General features: G+C 33.1%; 22 protein-coding genes. 12 read left to right on the top strand and 10 right to left on the bottom strand.

Annotation, left to right across the window (positions count from 1 at the left end):
• Nucleotides 1–24: 24 nt before the first annotated feature.
• Nucleotides 25–690: a hypothetical protein gene (locus tag QLQ95_RS03240; RefSeq protein WP_482502616.1), complete on the bottom strand. Its 666-nt coding sequence runs from the start codon at nt 688–690 to the stop codon at nt 25–27.
• Nucleotides 691–918: 228 nt separating this feature from the next.
• Between QLQ95_RS03240 and QLQ95_RS03235 the strand changes: the two genes are divergently transcribed.
• The 3 genes from QLQ95_RS03235 (at nt 919) to QLQ95_RS03225 (ending at nt 4,119) form a co-directional block, all read left to right on the top strand.
• A complete protein-coding gene (locus QLQ95_RS03235) occupies nt 919–1,797 on the top strand; it encodes a PPK2 family polyphosphate kinase (protein WP_482502614.1) in 879 nt (292 codons plus the stop codon).
• A gap of 251 nt (nt 1,798–2,048) precedes the next feature.
• Nucleotides 2,049–3,098 (top strand): sensor histidine kinase, encoded by a 1,050-nt coding sequence (locus tag QLQ95_RS03230; protein ID WP_482502612.1) that lies wholly within the window; start codon nt 2,049–2,051, stop codon nt 3,096–3,098.
• A gap of 307 nt (nt 3,099–3,405) precedes the next feature.
• Complete coding sequence (locus QLQ95_RS03225; protein ID WP_482502610.1) at nt 3,406–4,119, top strand: LytR/AlgR family response regulator transcription factor; 714 nt, start codon at nt 3,406–3,408, stop codon at nt 4,117–4,119.
• A gap of 2 nt (nt 4,120–4,121) precedes the next feature.
• Here the strand turns inward: QLQ95_RS03225 and QLQ95_RS03220 are convergent, their stop codons facing one another.
• Both QLQ95_RS03220 and QLQ95_RS03215 read right to left on the bottom strand, forming a co-directional pair.
• Nucleotides 4,122–5,057: a DUF6268 family outer membrane beta-barrel protein gene (locus tag QLQ95_RS03220; RefSeq protein ID WP_095931093.1), complete on the bottom strand. Its 936-nt coding sequence runs from the start codon at nt 5,055–5,057 to the stop codon at nt 4,122–4,124.
• A gap of 172 nt (nt 5,058–5,229) precedes the next feature.
• The gene (locus tag QLQ95_RS03215; protein ID WP_095931092.1) at nt 5,230–5,748 is read right to left on the bottom strand and encodes a hypothetical protein; all 519 of its coding nucleotides are present in this window, start codon (nt 5,746–5,748) and stop codon (nt 5,230–5,232) included.
• A 189-nt stretch (nt 5,749–5,937) separates the two neighbouring features.
• Here QLQ95_RS03215 and QLQ95_RS03210 point away from each other — a divergent pair, with 189 nt between their 5' ends.
• The 3 genes from QLQ95_RS03210 (at nt 5,938) to QLQ95_RS03200 (ending at nt 9,618) form a co-directional block, all read left to right on the top strand.
• Nucleotides 5,938–7,320 (top strand): MATE family efflux transporter, encoded by a 1,383-nt coding sequence (locus QLQ95_RS03210; protein WP_095931091.1) that lies wholly within the window; start codon nt 5,938–5,940, stop codon nt 7,318–7,320.
• 95 nt (nt 7,321–7,415) lie between these two features.
• Nucleotides 7,416–7,643, top strand: coding sequence for a hypothetical protein (locus tag QLQ95_RS03205; protein WP_095931090.1), 228 nt, complete (start codon nt 7,416–7,418; stop codon nt 7,641–7,643).
• Between the two features lie 37 nt (nt 7,644–7,680).
• Nucleotides 7,681–9,618: an LTA synthase family protein gene (locus QLQ95_RS03200; protein ID WP_482502607.1), complete on the top strand. Its 1,938-nt coding sequence runs from the start codon at nt 7,681–7,683 to the stop codon at nt 9,616–9,618.
• Between the two features lie 82 nt (nt 9,619–9,700).
• Here the strand turns inward: QLQ95_RS03200 and meaB are convergent, their stop codons facing one another.
• The 3 genes from meaB to QLQ95_RS03185 form a co-directional block, all read right to left on the bottom strand.
• Complete coding sequence (meaB, locus tag QLQ95_RS03195; protein ID WP_482502605.1) at nt 9,701–10,798, bottom strand: methylmalonyl Co-A mutase-associated GTPase MeaB; 1,098 nt, start codon at nt 10,796–10,798, stop codon at nt 9,701–9,703.
• Nucleotides 10,799–10,936: 138 nt separating this feature from the next.
• Nucleotides 10,937–11,578: an NAD(P)-dependent oxidoreductase gene (locus QLQ95_RS03190; RefSeq protein ID WP_482502603.1), complete on the bottom strand. Its 642-nt coding sequence runs from the start codon at nt 11,576–11,578 to the stop codon at nt 10,937–10,939.
• 57 nt (nt 11,579–11,635) lie between these two features.
• Nucleotides 11,636–12,043 carry an RrF2 family transcriptional regulator gene (locus tag QLQ95_RS03185; RefSeq protein ID WP_095931086.1) on the bottom strand — a complete coding sequence of 136 codons (408 nt, stop codon included), beginning with the start codon at nt 12,041–12,043 and terminating at the stop codon, nt 11,636–11,638.
• A gap of 293 nt (nt 12,044–12,336) precedes the next feature.
• Between QLQ95_RS03185 and QLQ95_RS03180 the strand changes: the two genes are divergently transcribed.
• Nucleotides 12,337–13,260, top strand: coding sequence for an AEC family transporter (locus tag QLQ95_RS03180; RefSeq protein WP_482502601.1), 924 nt, complete (start codon nt 12,337–12,339; stop codon nt 13,258–13,260).
• 99 nt (nt 13,261–13,359) lie between these two features.
• A complete protein-coding gene (locus tag QLQ95_RS03175; protein ID WP_248727929.1) occupies nt 13,360–13,998 on the top strand; it encodes a peroxiredoxin in 639 nt (212 codons plus the stop codon).
• Between the two features lie 191 nt (nt 13,999–14,189).
• Here QLQ95_RS03175 and QLQ95_RS03170 read toward each other — a convergent pair whose 3' ends face one another.
• The 4 genes from QLQ95_RS03170 to QLQ95_RS03155 all read right to left on the bottom strand — a co-directional run bounded on the left by QLQ95_RS03170 (nt 14,190) and on the right by QLQ95_RS03155 (nt 19,449).
• Entirely contained in the window at nt 14,190–16,427 is a 2,238-nt protein-coding gene (locus QLQ95_RS03170) for a cation:proton antiporter (protein WP_482502599.1), read from the bottom strand.
• A gap of 216 nt (nt 16,428–16,643) precedes the next feature.
• A complete protein-coding gene (gene purB, locus QLQ95_RS03165) occupies nt 16,644–17,990 on the bottom strand; it encodes an adenylosuccinate lyase (RefSeq protein ID WP_482502598.1) in 1,347 nt (448 codons plus the stop codon).
• Between the two features lie 68 nt (nt 17,991–18,058).
• Entirely contained in the window at nt 18,059–18,751 is a 693-nt protein-coding gene (locus QLQ95_RS03160; protein ID WP_482502597.1) for a sterol desaturase family protein, read from the bottom strand.
• Nucleotides 18,748–19,449 (bottom strand): SIR2 family NAD-dependent protein deacylase, encoded by a 702-nt coding sequence (locus QLQ95_RS03155; protein ID WP_482502595.1) that lies wholly within the window; start codon nt 19,447–19,449, stop codon nt 18,748–18,750. The genes QLQ95_RS03160 and QLQ95_RS03155 overlap by 4 nt, the downstream gene beginning before the upstream one ends.
• A 134-nt stretch (nt 19,450–19,583) precedes the next feature.
• Here QLQ95_RS03155 and cysC point away from each other — a divergent pair, with 134 nt between their 5' ends.
• Genes cysC through QLQ95_RS03135 form a run of 4 tightly spaced genes read left to right on the top strand, consistent with a single transcriptional unit; the run spans nt 19,584 to nt 22,501 of the window.
• Nucleotides 19,584–20,111 carry an adenylyl-sulfate kinase gene (gene cysC / locus QLQ95_RS03150; protein ID WP_482502593.1) on the top strand — a complete coding sequence of 176 codons (528 nt, stop codon included), beginning with the start codon at nt 19,584–19,586 and terminating at the stop codon, nt 20,109–20,111.
• Between the two features lie 4 nt (nt 20,112–20,115).
• The gene (locus QLQ95_RS03145) at nt 20,116–20,802 is read left to right on the top strand and encodes an aspartyl/asparaginyl beta-hydroxylase domain-containing protein (RefSeq protein ID WP_482502591.1); all 687 of its coding nucleotides are present in this window, start codon (nt 20,116–20,118) and stop codon (nt 20,800–20,802) included.
• Nucleotides 20,803–20,806: 4 nt separating this feature from the next.
• Nucleotides 20,807–21,775, top strand: coding sequence for a sulfotransferase family protein (locus QLQ95_RS03140; protein WP_095931077.1), 969 nt, complete (start codon nt 20,807–20,809; stop codon nt 21,773–21,775).
• A gap of 60 nt (nt 21,776–21,835) precedes the next feature.
• Complete coding sequence (locus QLQ95_RS03135) at nt 21,836–22,501, top strand: TrmH family RNA methyltransferase (protein ID WP_095931076.1); 666 nt, start codon at nt 21,836–21,838, stop codon at nt 22,499–22,501.
• The last annotated feature ends 105 nt before the right edge of the window (nt 22,502–22,606 follow it).

Below are 22,606 nucleotides of genomic sequence, written 5' to 3'. Positions count from 1 at the left end.
GAGTTTTATTTTGAAGTCTTTAGTTTATCTTGACTTTATCTTTTTAAATGTATTGTTTTTTTCGGCTTCTGAAGTTATTTTTTCAAGAATATCAACGATTAGTTTACTTTTTAAGTTGATATTGTGTTGATAATTGATATTTATTCCGGAATTATTTTTTTCTTGTAATTTATAAAAATCAAAATCCTTCTCTATTTTTTCATTATTTGTTAAGAGTTTGAAATTTTTATGACAGGAATGATCGACGGCTGATATATACCTCATTATTTTTTTTCCATCAATGCTTGGAGGTCTATATTCAAATGGTTTAATTTCTTCAATATCTATCAAACCTTTGTGCGAAAAATAAAGATTCCAAAGATTGCTTTCAGGTACAATAATTTTAGAATATATAAAACATATACTTATTTTCGTTTGATAAGTTTTGCCATTTTCTTTCCAAAATATGTAAACAGGATCATTTGGAAAATCTTCTATACAAAAATCCGTAGTATCATTTAGCTTAATATCATATGTTTTAATACTTCCAACGCAATAACTTTCATAAACACAAATCGTATCTATTTTTCGAGATTGAAGTTCTTTAACATAATTCGAAACTAAACTGTCAATTTTAACTTCCGAGTTATTTTGCGCATTTGCGAAAAACATTAAATGAAAAACAAATAAAATTAGAATTCTTTTAATCATTATGGATTTGAAATACTTGAATTGTTATTTTGAAAATGAGTGTCTAGCCCTGATAGAAATGGAAATACTTTGAAAAGAAATTGCATTTTTTCCTGACATAAGAAAGCGACCAACGGAAGCTCTTGTTATGGCTTTGAAAAAAAGCAGTTTATTGAAAAGTATTGCAATGAATAGCAGGAATATGCTTCGTAAAATTACTATATTTATAAGACAAAAATTGAAAAAGATATGAAATCAATAGATCCGAAAGATTTTAAAGTTGTAGATAAAATAAAGCTTAAAGAAATTCCAACTGTTTTGAATGTCAAAGCAGATGATGACGAAAAAGAAGAAAAATTAGATAAGGTACAAGCCAAATTAAGCGATTTGCAAGACGTAATGTACGCACACAACAAATACAGTGTTTTGATTTGTCTGCAAGGAATGGATACTTCGGGGAAAGATAGTTTGATTCGTGAAGTTTTTAAGGAGTTTAATCCGCGTGGAGTAGTGGTGCATAGTTTTAAAACGCCCACTTCAACAGAACTGGAGCATGATTATTTATGGCGCCATTATATTGCATTGCCAGAAAAAGGAAAGTTTGCCATTTTTAATAGAACCCATTATGAAAATGTTTTGGTAACCCGTGTGCATCCTGAATATGTCTTGGCCGAAAACTTACCAGAAATTAATTCTGTAGAAGATATTACGCCTGATTTTTGGAAAAATAGAATTGAACAGATTAATAATTTCGAAAAGCATATTTCTCAAAACGGAACAATCGTAATGAAATTCTATCTGCATTTGAGCAAAGAAGAACAGCGCCAGCGTTTATTGCGTCGTTTGGAGGAAGAAAAACACAATTGGAAATTTTCGCCAGGAGATTTAAAAGAACGTGGCTATTGGGATGAATACATGAAATATTATGAAGAAGCAATCAATAAAACATCGACTTCGCATGCACCATGGTATATTATCCCTGCAGATGACAAAGAAATGTCACGCTATATTGTAGCAAAAATTATTTGGGAAGAAATGAAAAAACATACCGATATTAAAGAACCTGAACTAGACGAAAAAACGGCTTCCAATATTGAATTGTATAAGAAAGAATTAGGAAAGAAGTAATGGAACAATTGAGATAATTAGTCAATTTGATAATTTTTGAACCCCGATAAGTTTTTAAAAACCTGTCGGGGTTATTTTATATTTATATCTGAGAAAATTTTAAACTGTTTTGTAAATACCATTGGTCAAAACAAAAACGCAGTTCGTCAAACTAATTTTAATAGTGCTTGTGGTTTATGCTCCTTTGTTATTTGTTTCAAAAAATATAGGACTATTTTTGAAGTCAAATTTTCTCAATAAATTAACTATAAATGATTGCAATCAGTAAAAATAGGCATTGGATATTTTTAGTCTTTTTTTGGAGCTTGTTGGGTATCACGATTTGGGCGCAGATGATCGAAGATTACGATTTCTTTACCGCTACGATTCAGGCTGTTTTAGTTTTGTTTTGTTCTGCTGTTTTAGCTCATATTTTAAGTGATGTTATACTGCCCAAAGCGCTAAAACAAAATAAAATGAGCTGGTTTGCGGTACAAAGCGTTTTTGTTGTAATGCTTTTGGGGTTTTGTCTGTCATTGATTTATATTGTTTTTTCTGATTCGGTTTTGAGAAGGAAAGCATATCCTGAAGCAGCAGATGTAGATTCTCTACAATTTTTGTGGGCACGATTTTATGGCAACATTCCGTCAGCGATTTTAATTTGTGGTACTGCTTGCGGACTTCGATTTTATCAGGAACATAATGTCATCGAAAGAAATCATGCACAATTACAGCAGGTTCATTTAGAAGCACAAATTAAGATTTTACAAGATCAGATCAATCCGCATTTAATGTTTAATGTGTTAAACCATATTCATATTCTGATGCAAAGCAATGTAAAGTTAGCTTCAGATTTATTGGTTCAGTTTTCGGATATTTTGAGGTATCAATTGTACGAATGCAATAAGGAATACGTGCCTCTGCATCTTGAAATTAAATATTTAAAAGACTTAATTGCTGTTGAAGAAACCAGATGGGGAAATGAACTAGAGGTTAAAAGTAAATGGAGCATTGAAAATGGACAGCTTCAGATTGTGCCTTTGCTTTTGGTTCCGTTAATTGAAAATGCATTTAAACACGTTTCAAGGCTTCCGAACCAAAAAAGATATGTGCATTTATCCTGCAAACAGCTCAACAATCAATTGAGTTTTAAAATTGAAAACTCTTATACAGAGCAATATAAAATAGCTTCAAAAAATCAAGGATTAGGTTTGGAAAATGTAAAGAAAAGGCTGGAAATACAATATCCAGAAAAACACAATTTAAACATCCATAAAACCGATTCGGATTTTACCGTTGAAGTAACTCTAGATTTGAGATGATTTTTTGCCACAGATTATAGTTTTTTTGCCACGACCCGAGCGATAGCGAACAGGCGAAGCAATTGCACGAATTAACGCGAATTTTTAATCTTGAAAATCTTAACATATTGCTTTGTGCTCTTAGCATCCTTTTATAAAACTAAAACTTTGCGAACTTTGCGTTAAAATTTTTAGCCACAGATTATAATGATTAAAGGGATTTCAAAAAAATCTGCTAAATCTGCTAAATCTGCTAAATCTGCTAAATCTGCCAAATCTGCCAAATCTGCGTGAAACAAAAAAACACCAAACCAGAAACAAAAAAAAGATGAATATGAAATGTCTCATTATCGATGATGAACCCATAGCAAGAAACGGAATAGCAGATTTTGTTTCTAAAATTGATTTTCTAGAAACTGTAGCGACTTGTGCTTCGCCTCTAGAAGCGACTTCATATCTTCAGGAAAAACAGATCGATTTATTATTTCTGGATATCAATATGCCTTATTTATCGGGATTGGAGTTTTTAGAATCTTTAGAGAATCCACCTTTAGTAATTTTTACAACTGCTTATTCAGAACATGCTTTAGACGGATACCGACTTCAGGTTGTAGATTATTTATTAAAGCCCATTACATTTCAGCGTTTTTATCAGGCTTCGTTAAAAGCAAAGCAATGGCATCAAATGATGAATTCTCCAAAACAAAGTCAATTAGATCCTTTTTTATATGTGCGTCAGGAAGAAGGATTTCAGAAAATTTCTTGGATAGATATTTTGTATATCGAAGGAATGCAAAATTATGCTAAGCTTCATTTTAAAGATAAAGTGCTAATTATTCATCAAACGATGATATCATTAGAAGAAACACTCCCTGCAGAAATTTTCTTTAGAATCCATAAATCATTTCTGGTAAATGTTACACATATAGATTCTATTTCTGGCGGGCGATTATTTATAAAAGGACAAGAACTACCTATTTCAAGAACTCGAAGAGAAGTATTATTGAAAGAGGTAGTGTATAAAAACTTGTTAAGCAGATAGCTCTAGAATTTCCATTTTAGAGCTATTGCTCCATAAAAAGTAGTAGTGAATCTTGGATCTGCAATATCTTTTTCTTTAAAGATTTCTTTAATTTTTCGGTTCGTCGTCGAAAAACTTCGAACAAGAGTAGTTCCTCCAGTTGGTTCTAAAATCCAATGTTTTCCAAATTTCATCTGAGGTCTTAAGCCTGCAATTATCTGCTGATATCCGAGTAATGTAGATTTATTTCCAATTTTGGTTTCAGCTGTCATTCCGCTTAATTCAGCTACTGCTTTTAAGTCAAAATGATCAGACATTCGATAGCCTATTTCTACGCCTTCCGGAAAAGCAACCTTAAAATGTAAAGCTCCAGTAGATTCCCAGTTAAAATAAATTCCAGGAAGCACCATTGGAACACCAAAACTATTAGTCAAAACAGGACCTGCACCCAAAGCCAGTTTAGGGTTAAATTGTTTGATAAAAAGAATTCCCCCTTGAATAAGGACATCATCTTTATTAATTTCGACCATGTCTGTATAAACACCAACGGAAGCCATTATTAATAAAGACCATGAAGAAGAAATGGAACGTAAATGCTTAACTCCAATTTGCGTATTGAGTAATTCATTCGGAAATCCGCCTTGAAATTCTACTGGTAGATCTTGAATATTGTAATTTCTGTTTTCCATTTTGGCGTAACTGCTATTAAAAAATACAGACCAGAGTTTTGGATGATCGTATTTATCCATTTTTATAGATAGGGGTACTTCAAAAGCGATCTGTGATCTTTTAAAATTGCTTTCGGCATTTGTTTTCGTACTGTCCAATGGCCTTACATATTTAGAAAAAGGGACAAAATCGAGTTTAAATTCGCCTGAAATTCCCGATTGTGAGCGTGCAGCAACTGTGGCAAGTAAAAAAAGTAAAAGTTGCGATAGATAAAAGATTGTTTTGTTCATGATTTGATTAATTTTTCTGCGAATTACCGCGTTCCAAATCAATCCTGAAAAATCATTTGACTACTAGCACTTTTGTTTTGACGAATGGTATGTGATAAAAATAAAAAACCCGACAGACCATTCAGACTGTCGGGTTTTTACCAAAAACAAAATAATAAATTAAACCTATTTTTTATAGTTTAAAACCATAAGCAACACGCAATGCTACTTGATTGGTTCTAAAATCGTGATAATCTTCGTAACGAACACTTAAGTCGATGTACTTGTTGGCATAACCAATTCCTGGAGCCCATAAAAAAGTTGTTTTATCGTAACCATTTGTTACCGCAAAACCAGCACCCAGTTCTCCTAAAACATAAAATTGATCTTTTAAGACAAAAGCTTTAAAACCTGCTTTGGCCGGAATAAATCCAAGATCTTTTATGTTGTTTCCAAGGTCATCTTTTCCCATAAATAGGTTTGTAAAACCCGTTGTTAAAGTCAAAGATGTTTTCTTAGAAAGATCATATTGTAAACGAACGTCTCCCCCAAGAGCCCAGTCGTAATCACCGTCGGTCGGTAATCCTCCATTTAATCCGACTCCTAATCTAAAACCCTGATCGTAATTTTCTACTCCGCTCTCTTGAGCAAAAGTGGTGTTGGCAAATAAAAACGTGAACGCAGCTAGGCATAACATCTGTAATTTTTTCATGGCTTATATTTTTGAAATTTCTATGTTGTAAAATTATATTGGAGGCGTTTGGAGTTTGTTATACAATTTTTAAAAATCGTTACATAATATTGAGTTCGTCTTATTTTTGTCTTAAAATTGGTATATATTTTTATTGATAGGATAGAATTCGAAGCTTCTGACTATCTTTGCGCACAAAATAGAATAAAAGTGAATTTAAAGCAGTACACCAAAGAGTTTTCGTATAATTTAAGACTAGCATATCCCGTAATTTTGGGTATGGTCGGGCATACTTTAATTGGTATTGTTGATAATATAATGGTTGGTAAAATTGGAAGCACAGAATTGGCGGCAGTTTCACTGGGTAACAGTATGATTTTTATTGCAATGTCTTTAGGAATCGGATTTTCTACAGCTATTACGCCAATCGTTGCCGAAGGTGATGCGGAGAAAAACGATACCAAAATTCGTTCTGCCTTTCATCATGGATTATTTCTATGTACAATTCTAGGATTGGTACTTTTTACCGTTATCATGTTTGCTAAACCAATTATGGAATTGTTAAAACAGCCAGAAGATGTTATTGTACTTGCAAAACCTTATTTAGGATGGGTAGCTTTTTCTTTGATTCCGCTTGTAATGTATCAGGGGTATAAGCAATTTGCAGACGGAATGTCTTTGACCAAATATTCTATGTATGCGATGGTAATGGCAAATGTGCTTCACGTAGGTATAAATTATGTTTTGATTTACGGAATCTGGATTTTTCCAAAAATGGGAATTATTGGCGCAGCATTAGGAACCGTAATTTCGAGAATATTTTTGGTAATGTTCATGCATATTATGCTTTCGCGAAGAGATGATTTAAAGCGATTTTTTAAAGGTTTTAGTTTTAATGAAATCAAAAAAACTATGATCAAAAAAATTATCAGTATCGGATTTCCTTCTGCAATGCAGATGCTTTTTGAAGTGGTTTTGTTTACCGCTTCGATCTGGCTTTGCGGGAACATCGGAAAAACAAGTCAGGCTGCCAATCAGATTGCTTTGAGTTTGGCTTCGATGACTTTTATGTTTGCAATGGGATTAAGTGTAACTTCTATGGTGCGTGTAAGTAACCAAAGAGGACTGATGGATTATAAAAAACTGATTGTTGTTGCCCGTTCTATCTTTTTGCTTGCTATAATATTAGAGACCGTATTTGCAATTTTCTTTATTATTTTCCACGATTATCTTCCATACATTTTCTTAAATATGGAAAATACAGGGCAGATTTTAGATAACGAAGAAGTTATTGGCATTGCTTCAAAACTGCTTTTAATTGCAGCTGTTTTCCAGATTTCTGACGGAATTCAAGTTGTTGTTTTAGGCGCTTTACGCGGATTACAAGACGTAAAAGTTCCAATGTACATTACTTTTGTAGCCTATTGGGTTATTGGTTTTCCGATTTCCTATTATTTAGGAGAACACACAGAACTGAAGGCGCAAGGAGTTTGGGTCGGACTTTTGGCAGGTTTGACTGCAGCGGCAATTTGTCTTTATATTCGTTTTCATTACTTGACAAAGAGATTAATTGCGAAATCAGATATAGAATAATTAAATTTGAAAAATATATTTCACTGATTTTGAAGATTAAAACAAGAGAAATCGGTTAAAAAAATAATAATCAATTACTAAAAAAATAAACACATATGGAATTACCTAAATTTTTACTTGGAGATAACACAGATTTTCCAGACGATATTTTTATCATTCACTTAGATTATCCAAGATTTATAATCAATTTGAAAGATGATGAGGTGGAGTTTTTAGAAGAAGCTGAAGATCTTGACGAAGCAGAATTAAATGCCGAAATGGAAGATTTAATTGAAAAAGCAAATGAGTTTTATGATAGAGAAATAAACCGTTACGAAGAGTAATTTGTTTCTCTAATTTTACGTTCTTATAACTATCTTAATGAAAAACTTACGTTTCTTAAAACCGATTTTTAGTTTCATCGCAATCGGATTATTGATTACCACTCTAAGTCGAGTATTTTTATTTTTTCTTTTTAAAGAAAGAGTAGTTCAAACGCCAGATTTCTGGTATATTTTTCCAATCGGTCTTCGAATGGATTTGATATTACTTTGTTATTTGTCGTTTCTTCCAGCATTACTAATTACCTTTTTGCCGAATAAATGGCTAAAATTTACCAATAAGTTTCTGGTAGTATATAGTTTTCTGTTTCTGTTTTTAATTCTTTTTGTAGAATTAGCTTCGCCAGATTTTGTAAAACAATATGATACACGTCCTAATAAGATTTTCTTAGATTATCTTATTTATCCAAAGGAAGTTGTAGGAATGCTTTTAAAAAGTTATTTGACTTCTATAATCGTAACATTTTTAATTTTAGGAGTTGCGCTTTATTTTGCTGTCAAAAAAGGAAAACAATTATTCTATACTTCAAGTGCAGAATACAAATTCAAGTTAATGATATTTCCATTAGTAGCTTTTTTATTGTTTTTTGGAGCACGTTCTAGTTTAACTTCAAAACGTCCTATTAATGCGAGTAATGCTGTTTTTTCTACCGATCAATTAACAAATGCTCTTGGATTAAATTCATTTTATACGGTTGCTTTTGCTGCCTATTCAATCAAAAATGAAGGAAATACAAAAATGTATGGAAAAATGGATGAAGCCGAAGCTATTGCTCGTGTAAAAAAATACATGATCGCGGGGCCGAAGGATTTTACCGATGCTGAAATTCCGTTTTTGCATGTCCAGCAACCAGATTCTTTATTGAAGAAACCTTACAATTTAGTAATCTTTTTGCAAGAAAGTTTAGGCGCAGAGTACGTTGGAATTTTAGGCGGAAAACCATTAACGCCAGAATTTGATAAATTATCTAAAGAAGGAACATTATTTACTAATTTGTATTGCACAGGAACCAGAAGTGTTCGCGGAATTGAAGCAGTAGTAACTGGATTTTTGCCTTCGCCATCTGAAAGTGTCGTAAGATTAGGAAATTCACAGCAAGGCTTTTTTACCTTAGCAGATGCTTTAAAACAAAAAGGGTACGACACCAGTTTCATTTACGGAGGAATGGCCAATTTTGATAATATGGCTTCATTTTTTAATGGAAATGGTTTTCAAGATATTGTTGATCAAACCGATTTTGAATCTGATGGGAATAAATATGCTTTTAAAGGAACTTGGGGATATTCTGATGAAGATTTGGTAACCAAAGCCAATCAGTATTTTAAATCAAAAGGAGATAAACCGTTCTTTTCCTTAATGTTTTCGACTTCTAATCACGAACCTTTTGAATATCCGGCAGGAAGAATTAAACCTTATGATAAAAAACCTAACACGGTAAATAATGCCATGAAATATGCCGATTTCTCTATTGGAAAATTCTTTGAAATGGCAAAAAAAGAGGATTATTTTAAAAACACAATTTTCATTGTAATCGCAGATCATAATACTAGAACATACGGCAAAAATTTAGTTCCAATAAATAAATTCCATATTCCAGCATTTATTATGGGGCCGGGAGTTCCAAAAGGAGCAGTTTATGACAGACTAGCAAGTCAAATTGATATTCCGCCAACATTGTTAGGGTATTTAGGAATGCCTTTTGAAACCCCAATGGTAGGACGCAACTTGACAAAATTAGATTCAAAAGTGCAAGGAAGATCTATTATGCAGTTTAATGACATTAATGCATTTAGAGTTGAGAATCAAGTTGTGATCATGCAGCCCAATTTGAAACCATTACAATTTGAAATCAAAAATGATACAACTTTAATTCCAGTTAAATTAAACGAAGATTTAGCAAAAGATGCCTTAGCGCATGTTATTACAGCAGGGAATTTGTATAAAGAGAGTAAGTATAAGCTTAGACCTAAAAAATAGGTTCAAAGGTTCAGAGTTACAAAGTAACAAAGTAACAAAGGTTCAAAGAAGCAGAGAAAAACTTTGCCACTTTGGACCTTTGTTACTTTACACCTTTATTAAAATATAGTTTTAATAACTCAGAAGCAGCGGCAAAAGATGAAATTTCATTGTTTTGCACTGCTTTTTTGTTTTCTTCCAATAATGAAATAATTTCAGGGAGGTTATAAAAATTCTGTTTCAATTGCTCATTGATGGTTTCCATCATCCAAAAATGATTTTGTTCGTTTCTTTTTTCTTGGAAAAATCCTGATTCTTTTGTCAATTCTAAATAATTAGAAATCGTACTCCAAACTTCGGGAATTCCATCTTTTGTTAGCGAACTGCAAGTGGTTACTTTAGGCTGCCAATTTGATTTTTTTGGAGGAAATAAATGTAAAGCACGATTAAACTCTAATTTCGCCTGATTGGCTTTTTTTACATTGTCGCCGTCTGCTTTGTTGATTACAATTGCATCAGCCATTTCCATTATACCTCGTTTGATGCCTTGGAGTTCATCGCCTGCACCAGAAATTTTTAAAAGTAAAAAGAAATCGACCATACTGTGCACAGCAGTTTCGCTTTGACCAACACCAACTGTTTCGATAATTATAGTATCAAAACCTGCGGCTTCACAAAGAATAATCGTTTCTCGGGTTTTTCGAGCCACTCCTCCTAAAGTTTCTCCAGAAGCACTTGGCCTAATAAAAGCATTTTCGTCTTTAACCAATTCTTCCATTCTAGTTTTGTCGCCCAAAATACTTCCGTGCGAAAGCGAACTGCTGGGATCAACGGCCAAGACCGCTACTTTTTTTCCTAGTTGAGTGAGATGTTTTCCAAAAGCTTCAATAAAAGTGCTTTTTCCAACACCGGGAACCCCCGTAATTCCAATTCGAATTGATTTATTAGCATGAGCCAAGCAGCCTTGAATGACCTCGCCAGCTTTTTCAAAATGATCTGGATTGGTGCTTTCGATTAAAGTGATGGCACGGCTTAAAGAGGTTCTGTTTCCTTCTAAAATACCATTAATTAACTCTTGAGAAGAAGGTTGTTGTCTGCGTTTATTTTTAATTTGATTGATAGCCAAAATATTGGTGATTTCGGGAGGTGAAATTCCAGCTTTTTTAGATATGCTACCAGTTTGTTTATTAGAATTTGACAAAACGCACTTTTTAGAAATGTAAAAGTACAGAAAACAAAAGCAGTTTCAAAAAGTTAGTTTGCCACGAATTACACGAATTTCTACTAATTCGTGGCAAAAAAACTTAGAATCTTAGTTTCTTAGCAACTTAGTATCTTTTTAATACCCAGCAGTAAACCTAACTTGGTGATGTTTTGGAGTTTCTACTTCATCAGCAATTACAACCGCTAAATCTTCTACAGAAAGAATACTTCTTTGCTCATCATTAAAAACAGGATTTTCTAATCCTAAACGGTATTTTCCAGTTCTACCTGTTTTAGTTCCAGCATGCATTTCGAAAGCAGGACTAAAAAATGCCCAGTCTAAATCTTTTTCTTCTTTTATGATATTTAAATAATGTCTTGCAGCATTTGCACCTGGGAAAATCTCTTTTGGAAAATCTGGAGTGTCAACCGCTTGTAAATCTGGAGCAACATATAAACTTCCTGCACCACCGATGGTGATAAAACGTTTAACACCCGATTTTTTAACCGCTTCCTGAATAGCTTTGGATCCAGCTAAAAAGTCATCGTAAATATTTGGGTTAGTCCATCCCGGATTATAAGCATTAACCACAACATCATGACCTTTTAAGATCTCTGCCAAAGCATCAATATTAAAGATATCTGTAGCAACCCAAGTAGCGTTTGCTGTATCTTTTGGAGTTCTTGCAATAGCAGTGATTTCATGTTTTCTATCTGCTAATTCGTTTAAAATTGCTGAGCCAACAAATCCTGTAGCTCCGATAAGTGCGATTTTCATAATATATAAATTTATTTAGTAATAAAAAATGTTACAGTTTAGGTTAAAAAAATAGTTTTAAAATTGATTCGAAAAATCTTCCAATGAAATACCTTCCAGCTGTAAGCTAACTTTCTGATTCATTTCGCTGTATAAATTCTCCAAATGCTGATTGATGTTTTTTCCAACAGGACAATCAGGATTCGGTTGGTTTTTAGCAAAACCTAAACCAATAGTTTCAAAGGTCATTTCGAATATTTGTTTTAAAGTCAGTTCGGCAGCATTAACCGCCAATTTTGTACCGCCATTTTTTCCTTCTTTACTTTCTACAACATGATGCGCTTTTAGGTTGGCAATTTCTTTTCGAACCAAAACAGGATTTAAATTAATACTTCCCGCAATAAACTCCGATGATAAATAATCATTAGGGAATTTATGCAGCAGAGTAAGAATGTGAATAGTTATGGCAAATTTACCTGAAATCATACTGTAATAAAATATGTTACAAATTTACATCTTTTTGTAACACAAAATACTAATTTAACTTTTTTTTATTTATTAGTGATTAGTAACTAGTTCTTAGTAATTAGTCTTGAGCCTTTGATACTTTGTAATTATTACTTTTGCATAGTAATTAGTAAAAACTATTAATTGTAAGCTGAAATGGTAGGAAAAAAGAATTGTGAGCATTAATTTTAAATTCTAACAAATTGATTCCTAAAAAAAAGTACTAACAACTAATCACTAAAGGCTAGTTACTAATTACTAAAAACCAATTAATGAACAACTTCATTCTAATATTTCTCTTTCTTTCACTCGGATTGATTTTACAGCGAGTAAAACAATTCCCGACTCATATTTATAAGACGCTCAATAAAATTGTTATTTATTTTTGCCTTCCAGCGGTTACTTTATACCATATTCCGAAGATAAAATGGAGTAGCGAATTACTGTTTCCGATAGGAGCAGGGTGGATTACTTATATTCTGGCTTTTATTTTTTTTCATTTTTTGGGAAGAAGAAATGGCTGGTCGAATAAACTGATTGGATGTTTGATTTTGACGGCAGGATTGAGCAACAGTTCATTTCTCGGATACCCAATTATTGAAGCCTTGTTTGGTAAGAAAGGCCTAGAAACGGCAGTTTTGGTAGATCAGCCCGGAACTTTTGTTGTGGTTTCAACACTTGGTGTTTTTACAGCCGCTTTTTATTCTAAAGGAAGCCCAGATGCTTTCGGTATTTTCAAAAAGATTATTTTGTTTCCTCCTTTCATAATGTTTGTTATCGCTTGTTTAATGAATATTTTTCAAGTTAATTTAAATGAAAATTTTCAATCAGCACTATTAAAAATTGGAAGTTTGGTAACGCCTTTAGCTTTGCTTTCGGTTGGTTTGCAGTTAACTTTTGATAGAAAAAGCCAGCATTGGAAATTTTTGCGATTGGGGCTTTTCTTTAAACTGCTTTTAATTCCTTTTGTGATTTTTGTTCTTTACGTTTTCATTTTTAACCAACATTCTGAAGTTATAAAAATCACTATAATGGAAACCGCTATGGCTCCAATGATAACCGGTGCAATCTTAGCCTCAACATACGGATTAAAGCCAAAATTAAGCAGTATGATGATTGGTTTCGGAATCCCGATTTCTTTTGTAACGCTTGCTTTTTGGTACTTCATTCTAAGTTTTATAGGAGTAAAATACTAATTATATCGATAAAGTAGAATTTTAACTTTTTTTTACCTTTTGAATGTTTTCTAAATGCATTTTTTAGTTAATTTTAGATGAACTAAAAAAATATAAATTATGTCAACATTAAGATTAGGCGATATAGCTCCAGATTTTCAGGCAGAAACCACACAAGGACCAATTAATTTTCACGAATGGTTAGGAGATTCTTGGGGTGTTTTATTTTCTCATCCAGCAGATTTTACTCCTGTTTGTACTACTGAATTAGGAACTGTAGCGAACTATGTTCCAGAATTTCAAAAAAGAAATACTAAGGTTATTGCTTTGAGTGTAGACGGTTTAGACTCGCATAAAGAGTGGATTAAAGATATTAACGAAACTCAAAATACAGAAGTAAATTTCCCAATTATTGCCGATGAGGATAAAAAAGTAGCAAATCTATATGATATGCTTCATCCAAATGCAAGTGATAAATTTACAGTACGTTCTGTTTTTGTTATCGGTCCAGATAAAAAAATCAAATTGACTTTGACATATCCAGCTTCTACAGGAAGAAATTTTGATGAATTACTCCGTGTAATTGACAGCTTACAATTGACAGCGAATTACAGCGTTGCAACACCAGCAAACTGGAAAGATGGAGAAGATGTTGTAATTGCACCAGCAATTCCAGATAGTGATATTCCAGCAAAATTCCCGAAAGGACACACACCAATCAAACCTTATTTGCGTTTGACACCGCAGCCGAATAAATAGTTTTTTTTGAGGTCCTAAGATACTAAGATACTAAGGTGCTAAGGTTCTAAGTTTTTTTTTCTTAGAATTTTAGCATTTTTGTTTTTATGAAAGCAAAGAAAATTAAAAAGTGTTGAGACTTTCAATTTATGAAAAGTTCAACACTTTATATATAAAGGCTTAGAACCTTAGTAGCTTAGCATCTCAGAACCTTACTTGGCTGCCAACAAAGCATTCATTCTTTTCTTGTCTCCTACAACCCACAGAATGTCATTTTTCTCCAAGATCAAACTAGATTCAGGATTTAAGATACGATTTCCGTTTCGTTCAATTCCTACAACCATCCCATCTGTTTTGGCTCTGAATTGTCCGATGCTTTTTTGAATAAATTCGTCTTGAGAAACTTCAAGCTGACGTAAAACAATATCGGTTTCTTCTACTTTTGCAGGCGGTTCTGTTTCGTTTTGAGTTAAGAATTTTGTGAATTCTGTAATTTGAGCATCAGTTCCGATTACGCAAATTTCGTCGCCTGGAAATAAGCGTTCGGTTTTAGTAGGAATCGGAATTGTGACTTCTCCTCGTTTAATGTAAGCGATATTAATTCCTAATTGCTCACGAATTTTAAGTTCTTGTAAAGTTTGTCCGACTAGATTAGATTCCTTTTTAATTTCGAAGAAAGACATGTGTCCGTCCCATGGCATTAAATTAGCATATCTTCTGTCGATCTTTTTGTTTTCACGATCGTTAAGATTCTTTAAAAAGTGACTTTCAATTCTGTGGTATTGCTCGTTTAATTTTTTAGGAAAAAGTTGATAAGCTCCAATTGCAATAATCAGCGCGACGAAAGCAACCAAAGGAGAGAAGAAAATATTCAATAAAAAACCGACAAAGAATAAACCAAGGCTCATTCTAATCAAAATAAGCATTAACAGTGCGCCACGATATTTACGTTCTTCCCAAAGAGCTTCAACTTCATCTACTTTTACACGACGAAGCGAAAGCGCCCATAAAAACGGTGCAATTACAACCAAAGTCAGTAAAGCGGCCAAAGTATTTCCGAATCGTGTATCGGCTACTAAAGGCGCTACAAATTTAGATGACAATAATATGATGGCAGTAATAATAATCGTATGAAGAACAATTTGAGTAATCGAAGAACGAAGAACAATCTGCCAAGTACTGACAGATTTAATCGCTTGGGCATTCACACTATAACGGTTAATATTTTTAACCCATCTTTTAGGCATTTTTGCTTCTAAAAAGAAAGCAAACCGCTCTGAATATTTAATTAAGAAAGGAGTAGTAAATGTAGTAATTGCAGATACTGCCACAATAATAGGATATAAGAAATCGCTGGTAACTTTTAAAGTCATTCCAAGCGTTGCAATAATAAAAGAGAACTCTCCAATTTGAGCCAAACTCATCCCGGTTTGAACAGATTGTTTTAAAGGTTGGCCAGAAATTAAAGCTCCGATAGAAGAACTGAATGCTTTTCCGAAGATGGTCAATAAAGTGATTATAGCCACAGGAAGAGCATAATTAACCAATGTTATAGGGTTGATTAACATTCCTACTGATACAAAGAAAACAGCACCAAAGAAATCTTTTACGGGCTGAATTAAATGTTCGATTTTTTCTGCCATTGTAGTTTCAGCAATAATAGATCCCATAATGAAGGCGCCTAACGCTGGAGAGAAACCAACATTTGAAGCAAAAATCACCATCATTAAGCATAAGGCTAATGAGATTATCAAGAGCATTTCGTCTGTTAATAGATGTTTTGCTTTTTTGAAGATGGTTGGAATGATAAAAATCCCTCCTAAAAACCAGATGATTAAAAAGAAAACAAGTTTTAAAACAGATTGCAATAATGCAGTTCCAGAAACCTGATCGCTTACGGCAATAGTTGATAATAAAACAAGCATCAAGATGGCAACTATATCTTCTACAATTAAAGCTCCGAAAACAATCCCTACGAATTTTTTTCCTTTAACTCCCAATTCGTCAAAAGCTCTAATGATAATGGTTGTGGATGAAATAGAAAGTGTGGCTCCTAAGAAAATACTATCCATTTTTCCCCAGCCCATCCATTGCCCGACTGCATAACCAATTACGGTCATAAACAAAATCTGGGTTATGGCGGTGACAGACGAAGTCCCTCCAACCTTCATTAGTTTCTTAAAGCTGAATTCGAGTCCTAAACTGAAAAGTAAAAATATAACCCCGATTTCGGCCCAGACTTCAACACTTTTCATGTCGGTTATAGATGGGAAAAAATCAAAATGGTTTCCAGCCAAAAAACCTGCAATCAGGTAGCCTAAAACCAAAGGTTGTTTCAATCTTCTAAATAATAGAACGGCAATTGCGGCAGTCATTAGGATTAAACCTAAATCACTAATTAAAGGTTGTAAGTGGTGTGTAGTTTCAGCAGCGGCGCTTAGTGCAATCATAGGTGGTATTTTAGTTTTCAGTGAGCTTGATCCAGCTTTTTATTTAAAGTTTTTTGTTCAAACTCTGGCTTTCTGAACAAAACGACTTTTTTAATGTAATTCACTGAACTCCAACTAAAATAAAGTTAAGTGAAGTAATCTGGACTACCCCGGGTTAAATAAAAAAAGCTATCTCGATAAAGATAGCTTTTTTTGATAAAATATTTGGTGTTTTTCTTAAATTCCTGTGTAGTTACTAGGTGTTATCGCTAATAATTCTGCTCTAACTGCATCTGAAACTTCCAAAGTTGCAATGAAGTTATGAATCGCATTTTTGTCAATCGCTTCATTAGTTCTAGTCAAACCTTTTAAAGCTTCATACGGATTTGGATAAGCTTCGCGACGTAAAATTGTCTGAATAGCTTCAGCCACAACTGCCCAGTTTCTCTCTAAATCTTCAGCAAATTTGTTTTCGTTTAAAAGTAATTTGTTTAAACCTTTCAAAGTAGCTTCAAATGCAATAATAGTATGTCCGAAAGGAACACCAACATTACGTAAAACAGTACTGTCAGTTAAGTCACGCTGTAATCTTGAAACAGGAAGTTTTGCAGCCAAGTGTTCAAAAATTGCATTTGCAATTCCTAAGTTTCCTTCAGAATTTTCAAAATCGATTGGGTTTACTTTATGAGGCATTGCAGACGAACCAATTTCTCCCGCTTTAATTTTTTGCTTAAAGTAATCCATTGATACATATGTCCAAATATCACGATCTAAATCGATGATGATCGTATTGATCCTTTTTAAAGCATCAAAGAAAGCTGCGAAATGATCGTAATGCTCGATTTGAGTTGTTGGGAAAGAATGTTTTAAACCAAGATCGGTTTCAACAAATTTATTTCCGAATTGTTTCCAGTCAATTTGCGGGTAAGCTACGTGATGCGCATTAAAGTTTCCTGTTGCTCCTCCAAATTTAGCAGCAAACGGAATATTGAATAGCAATCGCATTTGCTCTTCTAAACGTTCTACAAAAACCAAAATCTCTTTTCCTAAACGAGTAGGAGAGGCTGGTTGTCCGTGTGTACGTGCCAACATTGGGATGTTTTTCCATTCAACACTTAATTCTTTTAATTTTGCAATTACGGCGATTAAGGTTGGCATATAAACTTGCTCAAACGCTTCTTTTGTAGAAAGCGGAATAGCAGTGTTGTTAATATCTTGAGATGTTAATCCGAAGTGAATGAACTCTTTGTACTGAGATAAACCTAATTTCTCAAAAGCATCTTTAATAAAGTATTCAACTGCTTTTACGTCGTGGTTGGTTACTTTTTCTGTTTCTTTAATCCAAAGTGCATCTTCTGTTGAGAAGTTTTTGTAGATATTTCTCAAGCTTTCAAATAAACTAGAGTCAATACCTTGTAACTGAGGTAATGGAATTTGGCATAAAGAAATGAAGTATTCCACTTCAACCAAAACGCGGTATTTTATTAAAGCTTCTTCAGAGAAGAAAGGTGCTAAATTTTGAGTTTTATTCCTATATCTTCCATCGATTGGCGATATAGCATTCAATTCGTTTAGAGTAGTCATTGTTATGTTGTTTTTCGAAAGGTGCAAATATAAGGTATTGTTAAAACTTCTGAAAGCTATATTAGAGCTTAAATTATGGTTTTGAAAATTTTATCCCAGATTGTGAAGTAAAAACCGTAATTGTGAGATTCATTTTTATGATGATCATTATGAAATTTAGTAGTCGATATCCATTTTGTGAAGTAATTGTTGTACCAGAAAGATGGAAATATGTCTTTTTTTAAATGTCCAAATATTCCATAAGTAAGATTGAGAATCAAATAAATAATGATGCTCAAATAATTAAACTTCAAAACCGTAATTAGAAACAGCCATATAAAACCGAAACCTAGAGTTTCTATCGGATGTAGCACATACAAACTAAAAACATTGGTGTCAATATGGGTATGATGCAGTTTATGAATAGGGTACATCCATTTTAAATGATGAACCAGAAAATGAAAAAGGAACATTAAAAGATCCATTAGCAGAATCAATAAAAGTGTATCAAAAATGATAAGTTTAATTGATTGAGAAAAATCTATTTTCATGATTCCGTAGCGATACAGTTCAAAACCTATTAAAGTAATGAATGTGTTGCAAAGCAGTGTAGAAAACACCCATTTTCGATCTTTATTCTTCAAAAAGGTATTTTCGGGTTCGATTACTTTTCCAACTAAAACAGATAAACCTACTAACGCGGCATTTTCTATTAAAAAGAAAACAAAGAGCCAGAATATGTTAAACTGAAATAACTGTTGTAACCAGCTTTCAAAAATCATGTTGTTTTTTCTAAGTTCAGTAATTTTTCTCTTAAATCGGCAACTCCTTCAGAAGCAAATTTGGCAATGGTTTCGACTTTGTTTCGAAGGTTCGGAATCGAAATGGGTTTCGGATCAATATAAAAAACAGGTGTTGTGCTTGGTGTATAAGAAATCAATCCGGCAGCCGGATAAACCTGAAGCGAAGTTCCAATTACGGAAAAATAATCTGCGGTTTCTGTAATGTCAATAGCTTCTTCAAGTGCAGGAACTTCTTCGCCAAACCAAACAATATGCGGACGCAATTGATGCCCGTTTGTATCTAAATCTCCAGTTTGCAAATCTTCGGTCCAGTCTAAAATTAGATTTTTATTTTGTGTGCTACGTACTTTTAATAATTCGCCATGCAAATGCAAAACATTTGTGCTTCCTGCACGTTCATGAAGATCGTCAACATTTTGAGTGATAATTTGTACGTCAAAATCTTTTTCCAATTCAGCCAAAATGATATGCCCCAAATTTGGGTTTACTTCTTTTAACTGTTGGCGTCTTTTGTTGTAAAAATCGAGAACCAATTCTTGGTTTTTATGCCAGCCTTCTGGAGTTGCAACTTCCATCACATCATGCCCTTCCCAAAGACCATCACTGTCTCGAAAAGTTTTAATTCCGCTCTCAGCACTTATTCCTGCTCCTGTTAAAACAACAAGTTTCTTTTTCATTTTTAGTTTAATTAAAAGATAAAAATAGTGATTTCTTTGTTCAAATGTCTAGTAAATAAAGGGTATTTATACTCTTTGTCTCTCGTTCTAAATTATTTAGTTTTAATGTCGCGTTTTATAAAAGTGATGCTAAAATGATTTTAATTCAATTTACAGGATTATCTGGTTCGGGAAAAACGACATTGGCAGAAAATGTCAGACATCTTTTACTTCAAAATAATTATGAAGCCGAAATTGTAGATGGTGATGTGTACCGACAAACGATCTGTAAAGATTTGGGATTTTCTAAAGAAGACCGTTGCGAAAATGTAAGACGTCTTTTTAATGTTGGGCGAAATTTAATTGAGGAAAAGAAAATAGTTCTCATGTCGGTTATTAATCCATATGAAAATCTTAGAAATGAATTAAGGTCTTTTGAATTTGTAAAAACGGTATTTCTGGATTGCGCCATTTCTAATTTGATCGAAAGAGATCCAAAAGGCTTATACAAAAGAGCCTTGCTGCCAGACAGTGATCAAAATAAAATTAAAAGTTTTACAGGAATAAGCGATGTTTTTGAAATTCCGAAAAAAGCAGATTTAGTATTAAAAACAGATTCTGAAACCGTTTCAGTTTCTACCCATAAACTCTACCATTTTATACTTAGCAATTTAAATTTTTAAGGTTATGAATCCTTCTTCTTGTCAGCTTCCAATTTCTTTCTCGATAGAAAAACTGCAAAATGATTTATTGATTTGCGAAACCAATTTATGGACACCACATTTTAATACCAATCGATATGAAGGAAATTGGACAAGTGTTTCTTTACGATCGCAATCGGGTTTAGAGAATGATATTTTTTCTTTTCCAGATAAAGAGTATAAAAATACGCCTTTGCTTGACAGTTGCTCTTATTTTAAAGAAATAATGGATTGGTTTGAATGCGAAAAAGAGGCCGTAAGATTATTAAGACTTGGGCCTAATAGCGAAATTAAAGAACATGTTGATAATGATACTTCATATGAAGATGGATTTTTTAGAATTCATGTTCCAATTATTACAAACTCGGAAGTTTATTTTTATGTCAATCATCAGAAAGTTCCAATGAAAATGGGAGAATGCTGGTACGCCAATTTTCAGTTGCCACATAGCGTGCTGAACAAAAGCCCAGAACCTAGAATTCATTTAACTTTGGATTGCATTAGAAATGAATGGTCTGATGAATTATTTTCTAAAATGGGTTTTGATCTGAATTATGTGCCAAAATATGAATGTTCAGACGAAGTGAAAAGACAAGTTATTGTGGAGCTTTCTAGAAATCCATCGGAGACAAATGATAAGATTATTGCCGAACTTCAATCTCAAATGAAATAATAAAATGGAAAAGGTAAAAGATTTTATTTCAAATTGGATTCCGATTAAATTGATCGAAAAAGATAATGAGGTTTATTTCGAATGGACTTATTTTGCTGATATACCATTTGCAGAACCTTTTTTTGAAGAAACCATTGTAAAATGCCAAAGCCATGACTACAATTCAAAATCATTTAAATTAATAAGTACAGCAGAGAATATTATTGACTGGTCTAAAGAACTCGATTTTGTAGAATTAAAAGGATTGGTTTTTCATGTGTCAAGATGCGGATCTACCATGTTGAGTCAGTCTCTTGCCACTTCATCTGAAAATATAATGGTTTCTGAAGCTCCTATCATCGATCAGATTTTAAGAAGTAATGCTTTTGATTCCGCCATGAAAACCACTTTGCTGAAATCGGTTTTGAGATTCTTAGGGCAAAAAAGATTTTCTGAACAAAAACATTTGATTATAAAACTAGATGCTTGGAGTATTTTTAAAGCTTCTTATTTAAGATCTGTTTTTCCTGAAATTCCGTTTGCATTATTGTACCGAAATCCAGGAGAAGTTTTGAGATCGCATCAAAAAATGGCAGGCATGCACATGATTCCAAATTTAATTCCTTCAAGTGTTTTCGGAATCACTTCTAAAGAAGTTGAAGAAGTAAGTTTTCAGCAATATCAAGTTTTGGTTTTAGAGAAGTATTTTCAAAGTTTTCTAGATTTTTACGAAAGAGACCAAAATATAATAATGCTTAATTACAATGATGGAATGAAGAATGTAATAGAGCGATTCATAGCTTTTATTAATGTTGATTTTTCTGAAAGTGAATTGAACGCTATGCTGGAACGTCTTAAAAAACATTCTAAAAATGAACAAGCAGTTTTTACGGGAGATTCATATAAAGACGATATTTTGTCTGTGAATTTGGCTCAGCTTCATGCTTTGCACGAAAAACTTAATGTCAATTTTATTGCAGATTTGACAGGCTGAAAAATAAGGTGAAGTCTTCTTTCTCTTTTATTTATTATTTTTGCGCCAAACATAAATAAAATGATTGATTTAGATTACCTCGCATTCTTAGAAAATATATTGACAGAAAACAGAAAAGCTAATTTTTTAAAAGTACTAGAAAATAGAACAAAGCATTTTACAGTTGCAGTAGAAGATGTTTATCAAATGCACAATACAAGCGCAGTAATGCGAAGCTGTGAAGTTTTTGGAATTCAGGAATTAAATGTAATTGAACAGCGTTTTGGAAAAAGAATCGACAAAGAAATTGCTTTGGGTGCGCAAAAATGGGTTGACATCAATCGATTTGATTCGGTTTCAGGATGCCTTTCCGATTTAAAAAGTAAAGGATATCAAATTATTGCGACTACTCCGCACGAGAAAGATTGCATGTTGGAAGATTTCGATATTACAAAACCAAGTGCTTTATTCTTTGGAACAGAAAAAGAAGGATTGTCACAAGAAATTATGGACAACGCCGATGGTTTCTTAAAAATACCTATGGTTGGTTTTACAGAAAGTTTAAATATTTCTGTGTCGGCTGCCATTATCATTCAAAGTTTAACCAATAGACTTCGCAGATCTGATATTAATTGGAAATTGACAGAGGAAGAAATTTTAGTAAAACGCTTACTTTGGGCGAAAAACTCTATCAAAGATATAAAACGAATTGAAGAACGTTATTATCAGGATAACCCGAGGGATTAGTGTTCAGTATTTAGTGATCAGTCTCAGTTTTAGGACGAGGGAGTGAATTGGAAATAAAGATAATTTTCCATAAAAAAAGACCGATAGTTTCAACTATCGGTCTTT

It is taken from the genome of Flavobacterium sp. B330r (genome assembly GCF_056824325.1).
The sequence above is the reverse complement of the archived record's forward strand: the minus strand, read 5'-3'. Positions and strand labels throughout refer to the sequence as shown.